14 protein-coding genes are annotated in these 17,711 nt (G+C 40.8%); 11 read left to right on the top strand and 3 right to left on the bottom strand.

Annotated elements, in window-relative coordinates; genetic code table 11:
• The first annotated feature begins 51 nt into the window (after positions 1-51).
• The 6 genes from CIL03_RS11755 (at position 52) to CIL03_RS11730 (ending at position 6,825) form a co-directional block, all read left to right on the top strand.
• Positions 52-1,026 carry a Gfo/Idh/MocA family protein gene (locus tag CIL03_RS11755; RefSeq protein ID WP_094886060.1) on the top strand — a complete coding sequence of 325 codons (975 nt, stop codon included), beginning with the start codon at positions 52-54 and terminating at the stop codon, positions 1,024-1,026.
• A gap of 330 nt (positions 1,027-1,356) precedes the next feature.
• On the top strand, positions 1,357-2,073 hold the full coding sequence (locus tag CIL03_RS11750; RefSeq protein WP_094886059.1) for a ThuA domain-containing protein: 717 nt from the start codon (positions 1,357-1,359) through the stop codon (positions 2,071-2,073).
• A 12-nt stretch (positions 2,074-2,085) separates the two neighbouring features.
• Positions 2,086-3,117 carry a Gfo/Idh/MocA family protein gene (locus tag CIL03_RS11745; protein ID WP_094886058.1) on the top strand — a complete coding sequence of 344 codons (1,032 nt, stop codon included), beginning with the start codon at positions 2,086-2,088 and terminating at the stop codon, positions 3,115-3,117.
• Between the two features lie 4 nt (positions 3,118-3,121).
• Positions 3,122-4,162: a Gfo/Idh/MocA family protein gene (locus tag CIL03_RS11740; RefSeq protein ID WP_094886057.1), complete on the top strand. Its 1,041-nt coding sequence runs from the start codon at positions 3,122-3,124 to the stop codon at positions 4,160-4,162.
• Positions 4,163-4,443: 281 nt separating this feature from the next.
• Positions 4,444-5,412, top strand: a complete 969-nt coding sequence (locus tag CIL03_RS11735) for a sugar phosphate isomerase/epimerase family protein (RefSeq protein WP_094886056.1) — start codon at positions 4,444-4,446, stop codon at positions 5,410-5,412.
• 285 nt (positions 5,413-5,697) lie between these two features.
• Positions 5,698-6,825 carry an RNA-guided endonuclease InsQ/TnpB family protein gene (locus CIL03_RS11730; protein ID WP_094886055.1) on the top strand — a complete coding sequence of 376 codons (1,128 nt, stop codon included), beginning with the start codon at positions 5,698-5,700 and terminating at the stop codon, positions 6,823-6,825.
• A gap of 189 nt (positions 6,826-7,014) precedes the next feature.
• Here CIL03_RS11730 and CIL03_RS11725 read toward each other — a convergent pair whose 3' ends face one another.
• Positions 7,015-8,631, bottom strand: coding sequence for a glycoside hydrolase family 43 protein (locus tag CIL03_RS11725; protein ID WP_094886054.1), 1,617 nt, complete (start codon positions 8,629-8,631; stop codon positions 7,015-7,017).
• 89 nt (positions 8,632-8,720) lie between these two features.
• A complete protein-coding gene (locus CIL03_RS11720) occupies positions 8,721-9,908 on the bottom strand; it encodes an ROK family transcriptional regulator (protein ID WP_094886053.1) in 1,188 nt (395 codons plus the stop codon).
• 878 nt (positions 9,909-10,786) lie between these two features.
• Between CIL03_RS11720 and CIL03_RS11715 the strand changes: the two genes are divergently transcribed.
• The 3 genes from CIL03_RS11715 to CIL03_RS11705 all read left to right on the top strand — a co-directional run bounded on the left by CIL03_RS11715 (position 10,787) and on the right by CIL03_RS11705 (position 13,903).
• Entirely contained in the window at positions 10,787-12,085 is a 1,299-nt protein-coding gene (locus tag CIL03_RS11715) for an extracellular solute-binding protein (RefSeq protein WP_094886052.1), read from the top strand.
• Between the two features lie 102 nt (positions 12,086-12,187).
• Positions 12,188-13,066 carry a carbohydrate ABC transporter permease gene (locus CIL03_RS11710; RefSeq protein WP_094886051.1) on the top strand — a complete coding sequence of 293 codons (879 nt, stop codon included), beginning with the start codon at positions 12,188-12,190 and terminating at the stop codon, positions 13,064-13,066.
• A gap of 15 nt (positions 13,067-13,081) precedes the next feature.
• Complete coding sequence (locus CIL03_RS11705; protein ID WP_094886050.1) at positions 13,082-13,903, top strand: carbohydrate ABC transporter permease; 822 nt, start codon at positions 13,082-13,084, stop codon at positions 13,901-13,903.
• 43 nt (positions 13,904-13,946) lie between these two features.
• Here CIL03_RS11705 and CIL03_RS11700 read toward each other — a convergent pair whose 3' ends face one another.
• On the bottom strand, positions 13,947-14,564 hold the full coding sequence (locus tag CIL03_RS11700) for a YesL family protein (protein ID WP_094886049.1): 618 nt from the start codon (positions 14,562-14,564) through the stop codon (positions 13,947-13,949).
• Positions 14,565-14,786: 222 nt separating this feature from the next.
• Between CIL03_RS11700 and xylA the strand changes: the two genes are divergently transcribed.
• Positions 14,787-16,112, top strand: a complete 1,326-nt coding sequence (gene xylA / locus CIL03_RS11695; RefSeq protein WP_094886048.1) for a xylose isomerase — start codon at positions 14,787-14,789, stop codon at positions 16,110-16,112.
• A 27-nt stretch (positions 16,113-16,139) separates the two neighbouring features.
• Positions 16,140-17,639: a xylulokinase gene (xylB, locus tag CIL03_RS11690; protein ID WP_094886047.1), complete on the top strand. Its 1,500-nt coding sequence runs from the start codon at positions 16,140-16,142 to the stop codon at positions 17,637-17,639.
• Positions 17,640-17,711 lie beyond the last annotated feature (72 nt).

Genomic DNA, 17,711 nt, shown 5'->3' with positions numbered 1-17,711 from the left:
ATTGGAGTGTGATCTAAATTTTTAAATGTAGCATTACTTAGCAGATGGCATGTGCATGCAGATGATTATGCCCGTGAAGCTGCGGCAAATGAAGAGCTGGCGGTTAAGCTTATCTGGGATGAGGACAGTGAGCGTGGTATGGAGTGGGCGGCTGAGCTGGATGTTCCATTTGAAGAGGACTTGCAGGCTGTTTTGTCCAACCCGGAAATCGATGCTGTTATTGTAACAACACCAACAAGCATGCATAAGGAAGTTATTCTCGAGGCTGCAAAGCATGGAAAGCATATTTTTACAGAAAAGGTGCTAGGATTTACTCTGGAAGATTGTGAGGAAATGTGGGAGGCAACTGAGGCATCGGGGGTTGAGCTGATGGTTTCTCTTCCGCGGCTTTCGGATAGAGCCTATTTGCACGCAGAAAAATCATTGCGTGAAGGCTTGCTTGGAGAACTGACTATGATTCGCTGCCGTATGGCACATAATGGTGCTGTGCCAATGGAAGGAAAAAATCATGGCTGGCTGCCGGAGCGTTTTTTCAGGTCGGAAGAGACTGGTGGAGGTGCATTGATCGATCTCGGAGCACATCCGATTTATTTGACGAATCGCCTGGCCGGAGAAGCAGAAGCAGTATATGCTCGGCTTCGAAAGCAGGTTAGCAGTGAAGTGGATGATAGTGCTGCTGTGATCGTGGAGTATAAATCAGGAGCCCTTGGTGTAATAGAGACAGGGTTCTTATCTCATGGAAGCCCGTTCCAGCTGGAGCTTTATGGCACAGAGGGGACATTGCTTGTAGAGGATGAGTCGATTAAGGTTAAAAGTGTCCACTTAAATAATGGAGAGTGGCAGCAGTTGGAGGAAAGTGTGGCTGAATTGCCGATGCCAATGGAGCAGTGGGTGGCTAAAATTATTTCCGGAGCTGAGCCTTATATTACAAAAGAAGATATTTTTTTGTTGACATTAATTAATGAAGCGGCAGCGCATTCCCATGAAACGGGGAGAAGAATTGAATTAAAAGATTATTTTGGTTAAGTTGGAGTTTAATTGGTGGCTGATGATGGCTTAGATATGAGAATTGGCTTTAGCTGCTTGAAAAGTTGAGAGACGATGCAGTAAAGTTGAGAGAAAAAGAAGGAAAGTTGAGAGAGGTTGGGTAAAAGTTGAGAGATATTAATATAAAATTGGTTTTTCTCTCAACTTCCAGCAATTGTCTCTCAACTAGGGAAGCTTTTCTCTCAACTTCAAGGCCCCTTCTCTCAACTAAACGCCATTATCTCTCAACTCCCACACCCCCAACAGACCGAAAACCAGTACCTGCTGCGGAAAATTGTAATCGCAACAATATAGCAAGGAGTGAACATAATGAAAGTAACCGTATGGAATGAATACCGACATGAAAAAGAAAATCCTAAAGTGTCCGAGATTTACCCAGATGGCATCCATCAGACAATCGCTTCCTTTCTGGGAGAAGAAGGGCACCAGACACAAACAGCAACACTCGACGAAGCGGAACATGGACTGACAGAGGAAGTTTTAGCAGAAACGGATGTGCTCGTCTGGTGGGGACATAAAGTGCATGAGGAAGTGAGTGAGGAAATAGCGGAAAGAGTGAAGCAGCGTGTCCTGGATGGGATGGGTCTTGTTGTACTTCATTCCGCTCATTTTTCCAAAGTTTTTAAAAAGCTGATGGGCACAGGCTGTGACCTGAAGTGGCGTGAAGCTGATGAAAAGGAGCGGCTCTGGGTTGTCGATCCGACGCATCCAATCACAGAGGGGCTTGGGGAATATATCGAGCTTGAAAAAGAAGAAATGTATGGGGAGCATTTTGATATACCGGCACCCGACGAACTAGTTTTTGTCAGCTGGTTTGAAGGCGGGGAGGTATTCCGCAGTGGTGCCACGTTCAAGCGCGGACGCGGGAAGATCTTTTATTTCCGGCCAGGGCATGAAACCTATCCAACCTATCATCATAAGGAAATTCAACAAGTGATTAAAAATGGTGTGAAATGGGCTGCAAATACGAATACTCCAAAACATGTCTATGGAAACAGGCAGCCATTAGAGAAATTATCGAAATAGAGGTGAGTGAACATGGCGAAATTGAAAGTTGCAGTAATCGGCTGTGGAAGCATTGCGAGACACAGACATCTGATTGAATATGCTGCAAATCCTGAAGCAGAAATCACGGCAGTTTGCGATATTGTAAAAGAACGGGCAGAGGAAATGGCTGTAGAGTATGATGCGAAAGTCTATACAGACTATGAACAGCTCCTCAAAACAGAGGATGTGGATGCTGTAAGTGTCTGCCTGCCAAACTACCTGCACGCTCCTGCTTCAATTGCGGCATTGAATGCAGGTAAGCACGTGTTATGTGAAAAGCCAATGGCTACTTCACGTGAAGTAGCTGAAAATATGATCAATGCTGCTGAGGAAAATAACCGGAAATTGATGATTGGCCATAATCAGCGGTTTGTTCCATCACATCAGAAAGCAAAACAATTGATCGAAAGTGGTGAAGTCGGAAAGATCTACAGCTTCCGGACAGCTTTTGGTCATGGCGGACCTGAAGGATGGAGTATTGATGGAAGAGACAGCTGGTTTTTTGAAAAGGAAAAAGCATTTATCGGGGCGATGGGTGATCTTGGTGTTCACAAAGCGGATCTGATGCGGTATCTGCTCGGAGAGGAATTTTCCGAGGTAGCGGCATTTGTGGAAACAAGTGCGAAAGGTGATACCGATGTCGATGATAATGCGGTTTGTGTGCTGAAATCTGAAAGCGGCATTATTGGAACCCTTGTCGCAAGCTGGGCATACAACGCAGGCGAAGATAATTCGACAATTATTTATGGTGAAAATGCCATACTGCGTCTGGAAGATGATCCGAAATATTCTCTGGTTGTCCAGTATACAAACGGGGAAGTGGTGAACTATGAGCTTGGCGGAATCCAGACAAATGAATCTGGCGGACAGACCAGCACACAAGTGATCGACCACTTTGTGGAAAGCATTCTCGAGGATAAGGAACCACTGATCACAGGGGAAGAAGGAAAGAAATCACTTGAGGTTATTTTAGGTGCATTGGAATCAAGTGAAACAAAGAAAATCAGCAATGTGAGAGGGTAATTAGATGAAGAAATTACGAATGGGAATCATCGGTGTCGGCGGAATTGCCCAGGGAAGACATATACCCGCTTTTCTGCAATTGCAGGACAGGGTTGAGCTGACAGCTGTAAATGATATGAATCAGGAGCGGGCCGAGGAGGTTGCAGAGAAATTCAGCATTCCTCATGTGTTCTCGAATTACCATGATTTATTCAAAGAGGTTGATGCTGTAACAATCTGCACTCCTAATAAGTTCCATGCTGAAATATCTATTGCGGCGCTCGCTGCAGGAGTGCATGTGCTTTGTGAAAAGCCGATGGCAATGACAGCTGAGGAATGTGAACGAATGGTGGAAGCTTCAAAGAAAGCAGGAAAGCTCCTGTCGATTGGCTATCACTATCGCTATACTGAGGCAGGTCAGACAGCAAAAAGGGCAGTATTGAATAACGAAATAGGTGACCCGCTTGTTACAAGGGTTCAGGCATTAAGGAGACGAAAAGTTCCGGGCTGGGGAGTTTTTACAAATAAAGAGCTTCAAGGCGGAGGCAGCTTAATCGATTTTGGCTGCCACATGCTTGATTTAGCTATTTGGCTGCTTGGTGACCCAGAGCCTGCAGAAGTTATGGGGACAACGTATAATCGGTTAAGCAAATCACCAAACCAGATTAACGACTGGGGAGCGTTTGACCATGAGACATTTGAAGTGGATGATCATGTTACAGCATATATCACCTTTGAAAATGGGATATCACTTCAGTTTGAATGTTCATGGGCTGCAAATATAAAGGAAGACGCCATCCATTTAAGTATATCCGGAGCGGATGGAGGCATGAACGTTTATCCATTTGAATTATACCAGCCAAAGCTCGGCATCATGATGGAAAGCACTGCCAAGGCGGAGCATAATGAAACGGCAGCAGGGCATGTTCAAGCAGAAAACTTCGTCAACAGCTGTCTTGGTGAGGCAGAGTTAGTTGTGAAGCCGGAACAGGCAATGAAGGTTTCCAAAATTATTGAAGCGATTTATCAAAGCAGTGAGACGGGGACGAGTGTGAGGCTTAGATAAGATCGGGATTTGGGAGTACTTCCCTGAGCCCAAATAGCAAGAAGCAAGTAGCCACCGGTAACATAGAACCATTCTCTAAGCCCAACTAACTAAAAAATAGTAGTCATCAGTCACATAGAGGCTATTTCGGTAGATGGGCCGATATAATGATGGAAGTGTGGTAAAAATTCTAAACGGTCGGGAATTATCATCGCTGATATGACGTCGCCTTTTCCATTAACCGCGGCAGAGTAAAAGCAACAAAGTATACGAAAACAATTTTTCAGAAAGGCGGATGGAATATGAAACTAGGAGTATTTGCAGTATTATTTCAGGATAAATCATTTGAAGATATGCTGGATCATGTGAAAAAATCTGGTCTTGATGCAGTAGAAATAGGCACAGGCGGCAATCCGGGAAATGCGCATTGTGACATAGATGAACTATTAAAAAGTGAAGATAAACGAAAAGAATATCTTGATAAAATTCATTCGCGCGGCCTGGCAATCAGTGCATTCAGCTGCCATGACAACCCGGTATCTCCTGATAAAAAGCATGCACAGGACTCACATGAAATTTTCCTCAAAACAGTCAGGCTGGCAGAGCTGATGGGTGTTCCGGTTGTCAATACATTTTCAGGAACACCGGGATCGAATGAGGATTCGAAATATCCCAACTGGCCGGTAACCCCATGGCCAACAGCATATTCTGATATTCTGGAATGGCAGTGGGAGAAAAAGCTGATTCCATACTGGAAGGAACAGGGACAATTTTCCAAAGACCATGGTGTTAAAATCGGGCTGGAACTTCATGCTGGATTTTTGGTGCATACACCATACACGATGCTAAAACTGAGAGAAGCTACGAATGATGCAGTGGGGGCGAACCTGGATCCAAGTCATCTGTGGTGGCAGGGGATTGATCCAGTTGCAGCAATTAAAATTCTCGGCAAGGAAAATGCGATTCATCATTTCCATGCGAAAGATACTTATATTGATCAGGATAATGTGAATATGTATGGGCTGACGGACATGCAGCCGTATTCGAATGTGCAGTCCCGTGCATGGACATTCCGTTCGGTTGGATATGGTCATAGTTCACAGGAATGGTCGAATATTATTAGCGCATTAAGGACTTATGGCTATGATTATGTTGTTAGCATTGAGCATGAGGATCCGCTGATGTCGATTGATGAAGGGTTTAATGCGGCAGTTCGGAATTTGAAAGATGTTTTGATTAGGGAAAAGCCTGTGGATATGTGGTGGGCTTAAGAGTCGGAGAGCTGGATACTGGGTGGTGTCTGGCTCTTTTTTGTTGATTATTAGTATGCGGTTGGCCATCTTCCTTATATGAAGGGAGGTGGTAAGATGACGACATATGAGGCAATAAGTTTAGTAGCGCAAATTAGTTTAACGACTTTTCGAAAGAAGTCTCCCTCTTCAAGCACATGAAGGGTGTAACCCAGTGGTAAGGGGGAGATGAATTTCGATTTGCGGTAGCAAAATGCTTGATTATCACAAACGTTTGTTCTATAATTAAAATGAGAGGTGAAGCTGATGCTGCTAAATCAAAAATACGAAATTTTCCCTTCAGACGTACAAAAGGAAACTCTGGATACCTGGCTTTCGTATTGCCGTCAAACCTATAACTCAGCTCTTTTGGATAAACAACGAAAATACAAGCTTTCCAAGGAATCATACAGCCGATCTGCAATGCAAACCCAACTGAAACGGGATAAACTCGCCTGGACCTACCTCAAAGATATGCCCTCCCAACCATTGCAGGAAGTTTTCCGGCGTCTTGACCATGCATTTATTAAATTCTTCCGCAAAGAAGCACGCTATCCGAAGTTAAAGAAATATAAAGACTACAACAGCATGACCTTCCCGCAATTTGGCCACAAACCAAACTCACATTATTGCTACGCCGCATCTTTTGCCATCAATGGAGATTTACAGCTTTCTAAATTAGGTAACATTCCCATTCACTTACATCGCCCGATAGATGGAACCATCAAACAACTGATTATCAAACGGCGGGGTACACGCTGGTATGCTATTTTTAGAGTCGAGAGGCAGGTATACCCAGCACCGATCAACAGAAACCTTGCAGTTGGAATTGATGTTGGATTAAATAAATATGCCGTTCTGTCCGATGGTAGTTACCATGAAAATCCAAGATTTCTTCGTCAAACAGAGAAGAAACTGAAAAGAGCCCAGCAGAGACTCTCCCATCTGAAGCGGGGATCAGTCAATTACAAGAAACAAGTCACCAAAATCCAAAAACTCCATGAAAAAGTATCCAACCAGCGAAGAGACACCCTGCATAAATTAAGCTTCAATCTGGCAAAAAAGTATTCAGTTATTGCCGTGGAAGACTTGAACATTCGACAATTGGTAAAAAACAAGCGACTATCCAAATCCATTTCTGATGCGGGCTGGGGAATGTTTCGCAATATGCTTTCTTATAAGTGTGAAAGAAATGGCGGGTTACTGATCAAAGTCAATCCACACTTCACCTCACAGGATTGTTCAAATTGCGGAACACGTGTCAAAAAGTCGTTATCGATTCGCACTCATATTTGCAAAGGCTGCGGAACAATCCTTGACCGAGATTATAATGCCAGCTTGAATATCCTGCAGAGGGGACTGGAACAATTGGACAAGATGCCAGTAATAATCTAGTATCTGAACGACTGTAGGGCAAGGTTGTGTCCGATCAGTATAAAACAAAGCCTGCGGAGACTGTATAAGACATTCTGGAGACCCTGGGATGCACTGGTCTGTGAAACAGGAAGCCCCATCTTCACGCATTTGGAAAATGGTAAAGTGGGGTCATTCACATTATTATACTGTCAATTTGTTTGACCCAGCTCAATTACTTTCTTTTTCTTTATAAACAAAATAATCAAAATCAGCATGCAGATTCTCACCGGAAGTATCCTGACACTGCATTCCTACAAATGCACCTGTGAAGAACCCGCCACCTTGAATATAATCATCAGATAGTTTATAAGAATATAGCTGAACAGGGATTTTAGTCCAATTCTCACCATCAAATGAATAGGAATACTCGTAAATATTTGTATTTACATCAGCACGCAGGTAAACATGTTCAACTTCTTCTGGGATAACGATTTGCTTATCTTTTAGCGGCTGATCGAACGTAAAGTTATCACAGGTTGTTAATTCAAGGATTCTGCCTTTTTCCTCATTCCATGTTATCTGAAGTGCAGTCCAGTTTTGGGTATTATAATAATTTACCAATCCTGCAGCTTGCTGAAAGGATTCCGGGTTAAATGCGACCTTTGTTTCAGCAGTAAAATTAAAATGCTGCCAGCGACGTGCAACGAAGCTCTGAGTGAATTTGGATGTTAATGATTCTTTCCCGTAAAGACGTAAATGTCCGGGATTATCCTTTAGTGATAGGATATCTTCTCCCAAAGGGATACGTAAAGTTTGGAAATGTTGATTTAATGTATCGTTATTAAAATCATCCTTCTCATCAAAACCTTTATCCCATATTACTTCTTCTATATCAGGACCCTCTGTTTCAAGTGAAGGTTCATTGCCTCCGACAACATATGGCCAATCATTTTTCCATTCCAATCGCTGGATTGCGGTTTCACGCCCCAAAGGACAGTAGCCTCTATGATCCAATAATGGCTTATCCTCTTGTGGCAAAGGCCTGCCTGTTAAATGAACCAGGAACCACTCATTTGTATGTGTCTTAACGATTGACGCATGACCTGCTTTTTGCAGGGGATTCCGTGGATTTGGCCACGAAGTAATTAATGGGTTATCTGGATGTACCACGTATGGTCCTCTTAAATCCTTAGAACGTGCAATCGTTGAAGCATGCTCATATTTTGTTCCGCCCTCTGCTGTTAAAAGGTAGTAATATCCATTCATTTTATATAAATGAGGGGCTTCTGTAAGTTTAATATCAGTTCCTTTGAAAATCACTTCAGCTTTACCAACAAGTTTTTGCTGTTCATGATTATATTCCTGAAGTACAATCCCGTAAAAATTATGGTTGCCAACACGATGATCCCAGAGCATGTTTACCAGATATTTCTTTCCATCATCATCATGGAATAGGGAAGGATCGAATCCGGAGCTGTTTAAGTAAATTGGTTCAGACCATTCACCATTAATTGATTCACAGGTGACCAAATAATTATGGCTGTCTTTCCATTGACCTTCCGTAACCTTTACATCAGTATAAATCAACCAGAATTTACCGTCACTATAGGATAGGGCAGGTGCCCAAATACCACCTGAATCCGGATTTCCCATCATATTTAATTGACTGAGACGATTGAGCGGTCGTGAAACTAATCGCCAGTTTTTTAAATCCTTAGAATGATAGATTCCTACACCAGGAAACCATTCGAAAGTAGAAACGGCAATGTAATAATCTTCATTAACACGGCAAATACTTGGATCTGGGTTAAAGCCTGTTAAAATCGGGTTTTGAATTATTGTCATTTTATCCACCTCAATATATATATTTTTTTCTTAACTCAATAACTCATGGAAGTGCTTTCAAAATTGGCAAGGGCCGAATCCCCCCACATTTAGTTATTCGACCAAAGACTCCGTGAAAAATTATCAACGGAAAAAGCGGCTACACCTAAAGCGGCTGAATGGGTAGAGAGCTCGGAAAAATCGATTTTCAGATCCTTTTGATTAAACCATAATGTCTGTTTGAGCATACGGTTAGTTAATGGTTCTTTCAGCCATTTTTCAGCCGAAGCAATGCGATTACCGATAATGACCTGTTCCGGATTAAAGATATTAATAATATTGTTAATCCCAACACCTAAGTAGTCGCCAATTTTTTCAAATAGCTTAATCGTTTCTGAATCACCGTTTTCTGCGAGCATCATTAAATTTTCCAAAGATATTTCATCTTCAAAGGAAGGCTTAATACCTGATTGTTCCGCATTTTTAACTAAAGCCTGTTCGGATGCATACAACTCCCAGCAGCCTTCGCTGCCGCACCGGCATTTTTCACCATTGACTTCAATGGTCATATGTCCCAGTTCACCGGAAAATCCATTATTTCCTTTATACAAACTGCCATTCAAAATGAGTCCAACACCAATACCTATTCCAACACTAACGTAAATAATATTATTGGAATCCTTGCCAACTCCAAACTTTTGCTCCCCATAAGCACCTGCGTTTGCTTCATTTTCAATGGTAACCGGCAAATTATATTTCTCTTCGATAAGTGCTTTTAAATGAATATTCCTCCATTCAAGGTTTGGTGCCAAAAGAATTTCTCCATTTTTATTTACCGTTCCAGGAACTCCGACACCAATCCCAACTATTCCATATGGACTTGGTGGAGCAGATGAGGAAAGGGAATCTATCATAAAAAATAATTTAGTTTTTAATTCTTCGTAGGATAAATCTTTAAACTTTACTAATTCTTCCTGACGAATATTGCCCTTTAAATCTGTTAACACACCAAGTATATAGTTTACTCCAAGATCAATTCCGATAGAATATCCGGCTACTTCATTGAAAAGCAGCATGACTGGTCTTCTGCCTCCACTAGATTTCCCCGGACCTGATTCATTGATTAACTTTTCCTCTAATAGTTCACTCACCAGTGACGAAACGGTTCCTTTATTCAGGCCGGTAACGTTGGCGGTTTCTGCCCTTGATATAGGAGAGCAGGCTATTATCGTTTCCAGAACCAATGATTTATTCCCTTTCTTTACAACATGCTGATTAAAAGTTTGGCTTATCCTCATCTTTAATCTCAACTCTTTCATTCTTTATTTAATTTGTTTTCCAAAATGCTGGGACTGCGGTTACTCTTCCCACCGAAAAGGAAAATTATTTTTGTCGCAAAATCTATAGAATGCGACGTAACTGCTCTGTTGATTTCAACTTCGGACGGATGTTTTTTGCGGATTGAACGGATTATTAGGGTTTGGCGTACCTAATAGCTAGAAAACAATAGCTACCGGTCACATAGAGCGCCTCTCTGTGCCCAAACAACCAGAAATAATTAGCTGCCGGTCACATAGAGTTCCTCTCTGTGCCCAAATAGCCAGAAACAATTAGCTACCGGTCACATAGAGCGCCTCTCTGTGCCCAAACCACCAGAAATAATTAGCTACCGGTCACATAGCGTGCCTCTCTGTGCCCAAATAGCCAGAAACAATTAGCTGCCGGTCACATAGCGCGCCTCTCTGTGTCCAGGTAGCCAGAAATAATTAGCTGCCGGTCACATAGAGCGCCTCTCTGTGCCCAAACCACCAGAAATAATTAGCTACCGGTCACATAGAGAGTGGATGACTGATATGCTAGTAGAAGTGTGGTTATATTTCCTGAGCGGCTGATGGAATTATCATCGCTGATTTTACGTCGCAATTCCCATCCACTGCGAGGCATACATGCGAAAACAACGCTATTTTATTATCTATACACTTTCAAATTGGTATATGATAGAAGCGACTATATAATCGGTTTCATACACTCGAAGCATGTATCTAATGGTAGTGTACCATAATAGGACAAATAATAAAAACTTTGTTTATCCACTAGACAAACGATGTTTTGCGTGGTATTCTGAAAATAGATTATAGGCAATAAGCATTAAAAATTTAAATCTGGGGGTATTGGTATGAAAAACAAGAAAGCGATTACAATTCTATTTACCATTTTAGTCTCTGTATTATTGCTGGCAGCATGTTCAGGTTCTGACGATGCTGATTCTAGCTCTGGTGATGAGAAGACAATCGAATTTATGCACCTGTGGCCTGAAGGAAGTTCTGCTCAGCATAACAAAATTGTAAGCGAAATCATTTCAGACTTTGAAAGTGAACATGAAGATGTAAAGATTGAGCTGGAAGTTTTAAGTAATGAGCAGTATAAAGATAAATTGAAGGTACTTTCAACTTCAAATGAGTTACCTGACGTAGGAATGACTTGGGCTGCAGGATTTTTGGAGCCATATGTCGATGGTGAAATGTTTGCACCATTGGATGATCTGCTTGAAGGAGATCTGAATGATAGCTTCGTATCCGGAACTGCAGAAGCCTATGCAATTGATGGAAGTACGTACGGCTTACCACTGGAATTGAATATTGCGACTGTATTTTACAATAAAGCTATTTTTGATGAATACGGTCTGGAAGCTCCTGAAACATTGGAAGAATTGGAGAATGTTGTTACAACCTTGAAAGATAATGGAGTAGCTCCAATTGCTTTAGGAAACAAAGATCGTTGGACAGGTTCTCTATGGTACATGTATCTTGCTGATCGAATCGGTGGTGGCGATGTATTAACAAATGCAATTAACAGATCCGGTTCTTTTGAAGGCCCTGCATTGGTATCGGCAGCTGAAGAAGTACAAAATCTTGTTGATATGGATGCATTTGTACAAGGCTTTAATGGTCTATCCGATGAAGAAGCGAAAAGCATGTTTATGAACGAACAGGCAGCAATGTATTTAATTGCAACATGGGATCTGCCAAACTATACTACAAATGAAGATGTACCTCAGGAATTCAGAGATTCTGTAGAATACTTTAATTTCCCGACAGTAGATGGTCAGGGAGACATGGACAGTTTTGTTGGTGGTCCTGGTGTTGGACTATTTGTAGCTGAAGATTCAGATGTAAAAGAAGAAGCAAAAGAATTTGTTTCATACTTTGTACAGCAATGGGGAGAAAAATCTGTAACAGAAGCTGGTGTTATTCCAGCTACGAAGGTGGATGCTGAATCATTGGATCTTCCGCAAATGTATGTAGATGTTCTGGATGATTTAAATCAGGCAAGTAATATTACTTTATTTGCAGATGTTCAAATGAGTGCTGATGTAGCACAGGTTCATTTGGATATGATCCAGGCACTATTCGGAAATGAAGTATCTCCGGAAGAATTTGCTGAGAAACATGAAGAAGCACTTTCAGCAGAATAGCAGATTTGTAATCTGCCTGAAGTAATCCAGTCAAAATGAAAAGGACATATCCTGAAAGCTGGAATGTCCTTTTCTACTTCTTAAGATATGGGGTTGAATGTTATGAATAAAGTAATGTCCAATAAATGGATTATAGCATTGTATGTTCTCCCTGCACTCCTATTAATAGGTGTCCTCATATTCATCCCACTGATTCTAACAGGCTATTATGGCTTAATGGAATGGGATGGCATTGGGGCTATGGAGTATATAGGGTTGGAAAATTATATCAATGCAATTCAGGATGCAAAGTTTTGGGATAGTGCATTACATTCTTTTTTACTAGCTTTGTTTTCCACACTTAGTTTGATTGTTTATCTGGCAATCTCACTTATATTGGCATCAAAAATAAAAGGAGCAGATCTGCTTAGGAAAATCTACTTAATTCCAATGCTATTATCTTCTGTTGCAATTGCCCAATTATGGATTAAGGTTTTTAATCCTACAAATGGGATGTTAAATAGTTTTCTGGTGGCTATTGGATTTGAAAATCCCCCAGCATGGCTGGCGGAGCCGTCGGTTGTACTATATGCAATATTTATACCTATTTTATGGCAATATGCAGGATTTTACATTCTGATTTATTATGCAGCATTGAAAAATATTCCCGAGTCACTGGTAGAAGCAGCAAAAATTGACGGGGCAACTCCGCTTCAAATTGCATTAAAAATTAAAATGCCTTTAATTATGGGAGTAATAAAAGTAACGGTTGTACTGGCTGTAGTTGGATCTTTGAAATATTTTGATCTGATTTATGTTATGACTGGCGGTGGACCGAATGGAGCCAGTGAAGTTATGGCGTCTTACATGTATAAACTGGCCTTTTCAAGTAATGACTTTGGTTATGGCAGTGCAATTGGCTTCCTGTTATTAATCATAACTTTAATCGTGACTGTAATCGTACGAAAGGCTACAGCGACCAAAGAGGAAATTCAATATTAATAGGAGGTTTATCGTATGGGGCGCATCGGTTACTTTTTTCTGTATCTATGTTTAGCAATCGTAGCAGTGTTTCAAATTTTCCCGATCATCTGGCTGTTCATGTTCTCTTTGAAAGACAATCAGGAGATATTCTCAGGATCCCCATTTGCACTGCCATCCGAATTCAGATGGGAAAACTATGCAAAGGTCTGGGAAGGCGGAATTGGTCTTTATTTCTGGAATAGTATTTGGATAACTGGTATAGCGATTATTTTAACCGTTTTATTAGCAAGTATGGCTACATTTGTAATTACGAGAATGCAATGGAAACTTAGCAAACTAGTATTGGGTCTATTCATGGTTGGTCTGATGATTCCAATCCATTCAGCAATAATTCCTTTGTTCAGTATGTTTTTAAATGTAAATCTGATTGATAATCCATGGTCAATTGTCATTACATATACGGCCTATAACCTGCCGATTACGATGATGATACTGCTCGGATTTTATTACACACTTCCACGTGAAATAGAAGAAGCAGCCATTATTGATGGGTGCTCGGTTCATCGGATGTTTTTCAGGATAATCCTTCCGATGACAACACCTGTTATGTCTACAACTGTCATTATCAATATGATTTATAATTGGAATGAGTTCGTATTTGTGAACACATTTATCAGTTCAGACAAATTTAAAACACTTACAGTTGGAATCCAAAACTTTATTGGACAGTACATGACCGACTGGGGTGCTATTGGTGCAACATTAATCATAAGTGTATTACCAATACTGCTCGCATTTTTATTCTTCAGTAATAAAGTGGTGGAGGGTATTTCTTCAAGTGCTGTTAAAGGATAATGCAAATTAAAAAATCACTTTCTCTATTTGAGTAAGTGATTTTTTATTTCCCCTGCTTCCTTTGTATCTTATTAAATGCATTCAAGCACAGCCACATTGTAATAAAAGCATAGGAGCTCCCGCCAAAAATGAATGCCAATGCCGGAATCGAACGCATTACAAAATAAAGGGATCCGAGACACAGAATGATTAAAATTGTATTTAGAGGATTAATTAACATGATTAGAAAAGCATTTTTGACCAGTTTAAATAGTTTAAGATCATAGTGTACAAAAGCTGGGAATATGTAAAAAGAAAATAACAGAAACAGCAGCATGAATGCGAACAGTGGGATATATGTCCAGGTTAGAAGCTCATTCAGGTTAATTTGTATGTACCAGATATCTGCTCCGATTATAGCGGCGATTGCCATGATAAATAGTCCTAAACGATTACTTTTCCAAAAATCCTTTTTAAAATATTTCCAAAAGGTCTTAAAAACCGGAACCTCCGTGTTTCCCCTTAACCAATCCCGGACAATAGCAAACATTGCAGTAGTGGAGGGGAAGAAACCAAGAATAATTCCACCAGCCAGTGAAAACAGTATCCATAATATATTTACAAAAGCGAAACGAGTAATCCATTCCATTATGCTGTAAATTACACTACTAGTATTACTCAAGGATGCAACCTCCTTACTGATAAAATCCATCGGTGTCTAAGTTTGACTGTAACTATCATGAACTATTATACGGCAACAATACTTGTTTAGCATTAATTAAATATTATTAAAAACTTTGTTTATCTAATGGACAAACTAATGTGGCATTGCTATAATAGACTTTGTAAGCATTTACATTTATTATAGAACTTTTTAATATAATTTTTTCAGGAGGTACGAACTATGGCTTATTTCAACAATATTAACAAAATCAAATTCGAAGGTTCCACTTCAACAAATCCATATGCATTTAAATTCTACAATCCGACCGAAAAAGTTGGCGGCAAAACAATGGAGGAAATCCTGCGTTATGGTGTTGCATACTGGCATACGTTTACGGAAGATTTATCTGATCCATTTGGTAAGGGTACTGCTATTCGCCCATGGGATAAATATACTGGAATGGATTTAGCCAAGGCGCGCCTTGAAACTGCTTTTGAATTGTTTGAAAAACTGGATGTACCATTCTTCTGCTTCCATGATGTGGATATTGCACCAGAAGGAAGTAATTTAAAAGAAACAAATCAAAACCTTGATACGATTGTTGGCATGATGAAAGATTATATGAAAGACAGCAAAACAAAACTGCTTTGGAATACGGCAAACAACTTCACGCATCCTCGTTTTATTCATGGGGCTGCATCTTCCAATAATGCGGATATTTTTGCATATTCTGCAGCGAAAGTGAAAAAAGGATTGGAAATTGGGAAAGAATTGGGAGCAGAAAACTATGTATTCTGGGGTGGCCGTGAGGGATACGAAACACTGCTGAATACAGATATGAAGCTGGAAATGGATAACCTGGGCCGCTTCTTCCATATGGCTGTCGATTATGCAAAGGAAATCGGCTTTGATGCGCAATTTCTAATCGAGCCAAAACCAAAAGAGCCGACAACACATCAATACGATTTTGATGTAGCGACAGGCTTTGCATTCTTGCAAAACTATGGTCTAGATGATCATTTTAAATTTAATATTGAAGCAAACCATGCAACATTAGCAGGGCATACATTTGAACATGAACTGCGCTATGCACGTGTGAATAATATGCTTGGTTCAGTCGATGCCAACCAGGGTGATCCTCTGCTCGGATGGGATACAGACGAATTTCCAACAGACTTGTACTCTACAACTCTGGCAATGTATGAAATCCTTAAAAATGGTGGACTGGGCCGTGGTGGACTGAACTTCGATGCGAAAGTGAGAAGAGGTTCATTTGAGCCGGAAGATTTATTCCATGCCCATATCGCTGGAATGGATAGTTTCGCAGTTGGACTAAAAGTTGCCCAAAAATTAATTGATGATCAAGTACTTGAAGGTATAGTTGAAGAACGCTATCAAAGCTACACTGATGGTATCGGTTTGGATATTGTAGAAGGAAAAACTGACTTCCATAAGCTTGAAGAGCATGCGCTGGGATTGTCAGAGGTTAAACATCAATCCGGTCGTTTGGAAAAAATTAAAGCAACAATCAATCAATATTTGTTGAGAGCTTACGCTGGAGAATAGATTTTAAAGGCAGAAGAGGTGTTGCAGGTGAAATACGTAATTGGTGTTGATTTGGGAACGAGTGCGGTAAAGCTTTTGCTTGTTAATCAAAATGGAGATGTAGTTCAGGAAGTTTCTAAAGATTATCCACTAATTCAGAAAAAAACCGGTTATAGTGAACAGAATCCAATAGTATGGGTTGATCAGACAGTTGCAGGACTGTCTGATCTCCTAAATAATTTTGATGGCAGTCGGGAAGATATTGAGGGTATTAGTTTTTCCGGACAAATGCATGGATTAGTCCTGCTTGATGAAAATAATGAAGTACTGCGTCATGCTATTCTTTGGAATGATACACGAACAACTGCCCAGTGTCAGGAAATTTATGATGTAATTGGTGAAGACCGGTTGCTTGAAATTACAAAAAATCCTGCATTGGAAGGATTTACTTTACCTAAACTGCTTTGGGTTAAGGAACATGAACCAGAGATTTTTGCAAAGGCCAAAAAGTTTGTATTGCCAAAGGATTACTTACGTTATAAGCTGACTGGTGAATTACATATGGAATATTCGGATGCAGCTGGAACATTACTACTCAATGTCAGTGAAAAAGCATGGAGTAAGGAAATCTGTGAATTACTGGATATTGATACAGGTATCTGTCCGATACTTGTGGATTCACACGAAGAAGTAGGTAAAATAACTTCTCAGGTAGCAGGTGCAACCGGGCTTTCGGCTTCAACGCGTGTATTTGCCGGGGCTGCAGATAATGCCTGTGGTGCCATTGGATCCGGAATTCTGGCAGATGGAAAAACACTTTGCAGTATTGGTACATCAGGTGTTGTGCTTTCCTATGAATCCAGTAATGATAAAGACTTCCAAGGAAAAGTCCATTACTTTAATCACGGTGCACCAAATGCCTATTATACGATGGGTGTTACCCTTGCAGCAGGCTACAGTCTCAGCTGGTTCAAAGATGTTTTTGCAAAAGATGAGTCATTTGAGGAGCTTGTTGGTGAAGTCGGCTCTGTTCCTGCAGGTTCCAATGGACTGTTGTTTACACCATATGTCGTCGGAGAAAGAACACCACATGCAGATGCGGCTATTCGCGGAAGCTTTATCGGAATGGACAGTTCCCATCAACGAAAAGATTTTGTCCGGGCTGTAATGGAAGGAATCACCTTCTCATTAAATGAATCGATAGCTATTTTCCGCGAAAATGGAAAGAACATTGATACAATCGTCTCAACTGGAGGCGGTGCGAAAAATGAAAATTGGCTGCAGATGCAGGCTGATATTTTTGATGCTAAGATAGTAAAACTTTCAAGTGAGCAAGGTCCAGGTATGGGTGCGGCTATGCTGGCAGCGTATGGATGTGGCTGGTTTGATACGTTAGCGGATTGTGCGGATGCGTTTTTAGAGGTGACGCGAGAGTTCCACCCGAATAGGGAAAATGTGGAGAGATATAGGAAGTTGTTTGGTGTTTATCAGGATGTATATGGTCGGACAAAAGAGTTGAATGAGAAATTGGCGGAATTTCGGAAATAGGTTATACCATGGGCTTGATGGCTGTGTACTTTTTTTACTGATTGGAAAGTATATCTTCTGCCCGGAAATCAG

It is taken from the genome of Virgibacillus indicus, assembly GCF_002266285.1.
Classification (GTDB): Bacteria; Bacillota; Bacilli; order Bacillales; family Amphibacillaceae; genus Virgibacillus_K; species Virgibacillus_K indicus.
The sequence above is the reverse complement of the archived record's forward strand: the minus strand, read 5'-3'. Positions and strand labels throughout refer to the sequence as shown.

Coding starts and splice junctions, on each gene's coding strand:
- CIL03_RS11750 (WP_094886059.1), top strand. CDS start 1,357: ATGAAAGTAACCGTATGGAATGAATACCGACATGAAAAAGAAAATCCT.
- CIL03_RS11745 (WP_094886058.1), top strand. CDS start 2,086: ATGGCGAAATTGAAAGTTGCAGTAATCGGCTGTGGAAGCATTGCGAGA.
- CIL03_RS11740 (WP_094886057.1), top strand. CDS start 3,122: ATGAAGAAATTACGAATGGGAATCATCGGTGTCGGCGGAATTGCCCAG.
- CIL03_RS11735 (WP_094886056.1), top strand. CDS start 4,444: ATGAAACTAGGAGTATTTGCAGTATTATTTCAGGATAAATCATTTGAA.
- CIL03_RS11730 (WP_094886055.1), top strand. CDS start 5,698: ATGCTGCTAAATCAAAAATACGAAATTTTCCCTTCAGACGTACAAAAG.
- CIL03_RS11725 (WP_094886054.1), bottom strand. CDS start 8,631: ATGACAATAATTCAAAACCCGATTTTAACAGGCTTTAACCCAGATCCA.
- CIL03_RS11720 (WP_094886053.1), bottom strand. CDS start 9,908: ATGAGGATAAGCCAAACTTTTAATCAGCATGTTGTAAAGAAAGGGAAT.
- CIL03_RS11715 (WP_094886052.1), top strand. CDS start 10,787: ATGAAAAACAAGAAAGCGATTACAATTCTATTTACCATTTTAGTCTCT.
- CIL03_RS11710 (WP_094886051.1), top strand. CDS start 12,188: ATGAATAAAGTAATGTCCAATAAATGGATTATAGCATTGTATGTTCTC.
- CIL03_RS11705 (WP_094886050.1), top strand. CDS start 13,082: ATGGGGCGCATCGGTTACTTTTTTCTGTATCTATGTTTAGCAATCGTA.
- xylA (WP_094886048.1), top strand. CDS start 14,787: ATGGCTTATTTCAACAATATTAACAAAATCAAATTCGAAGGTTCCACT.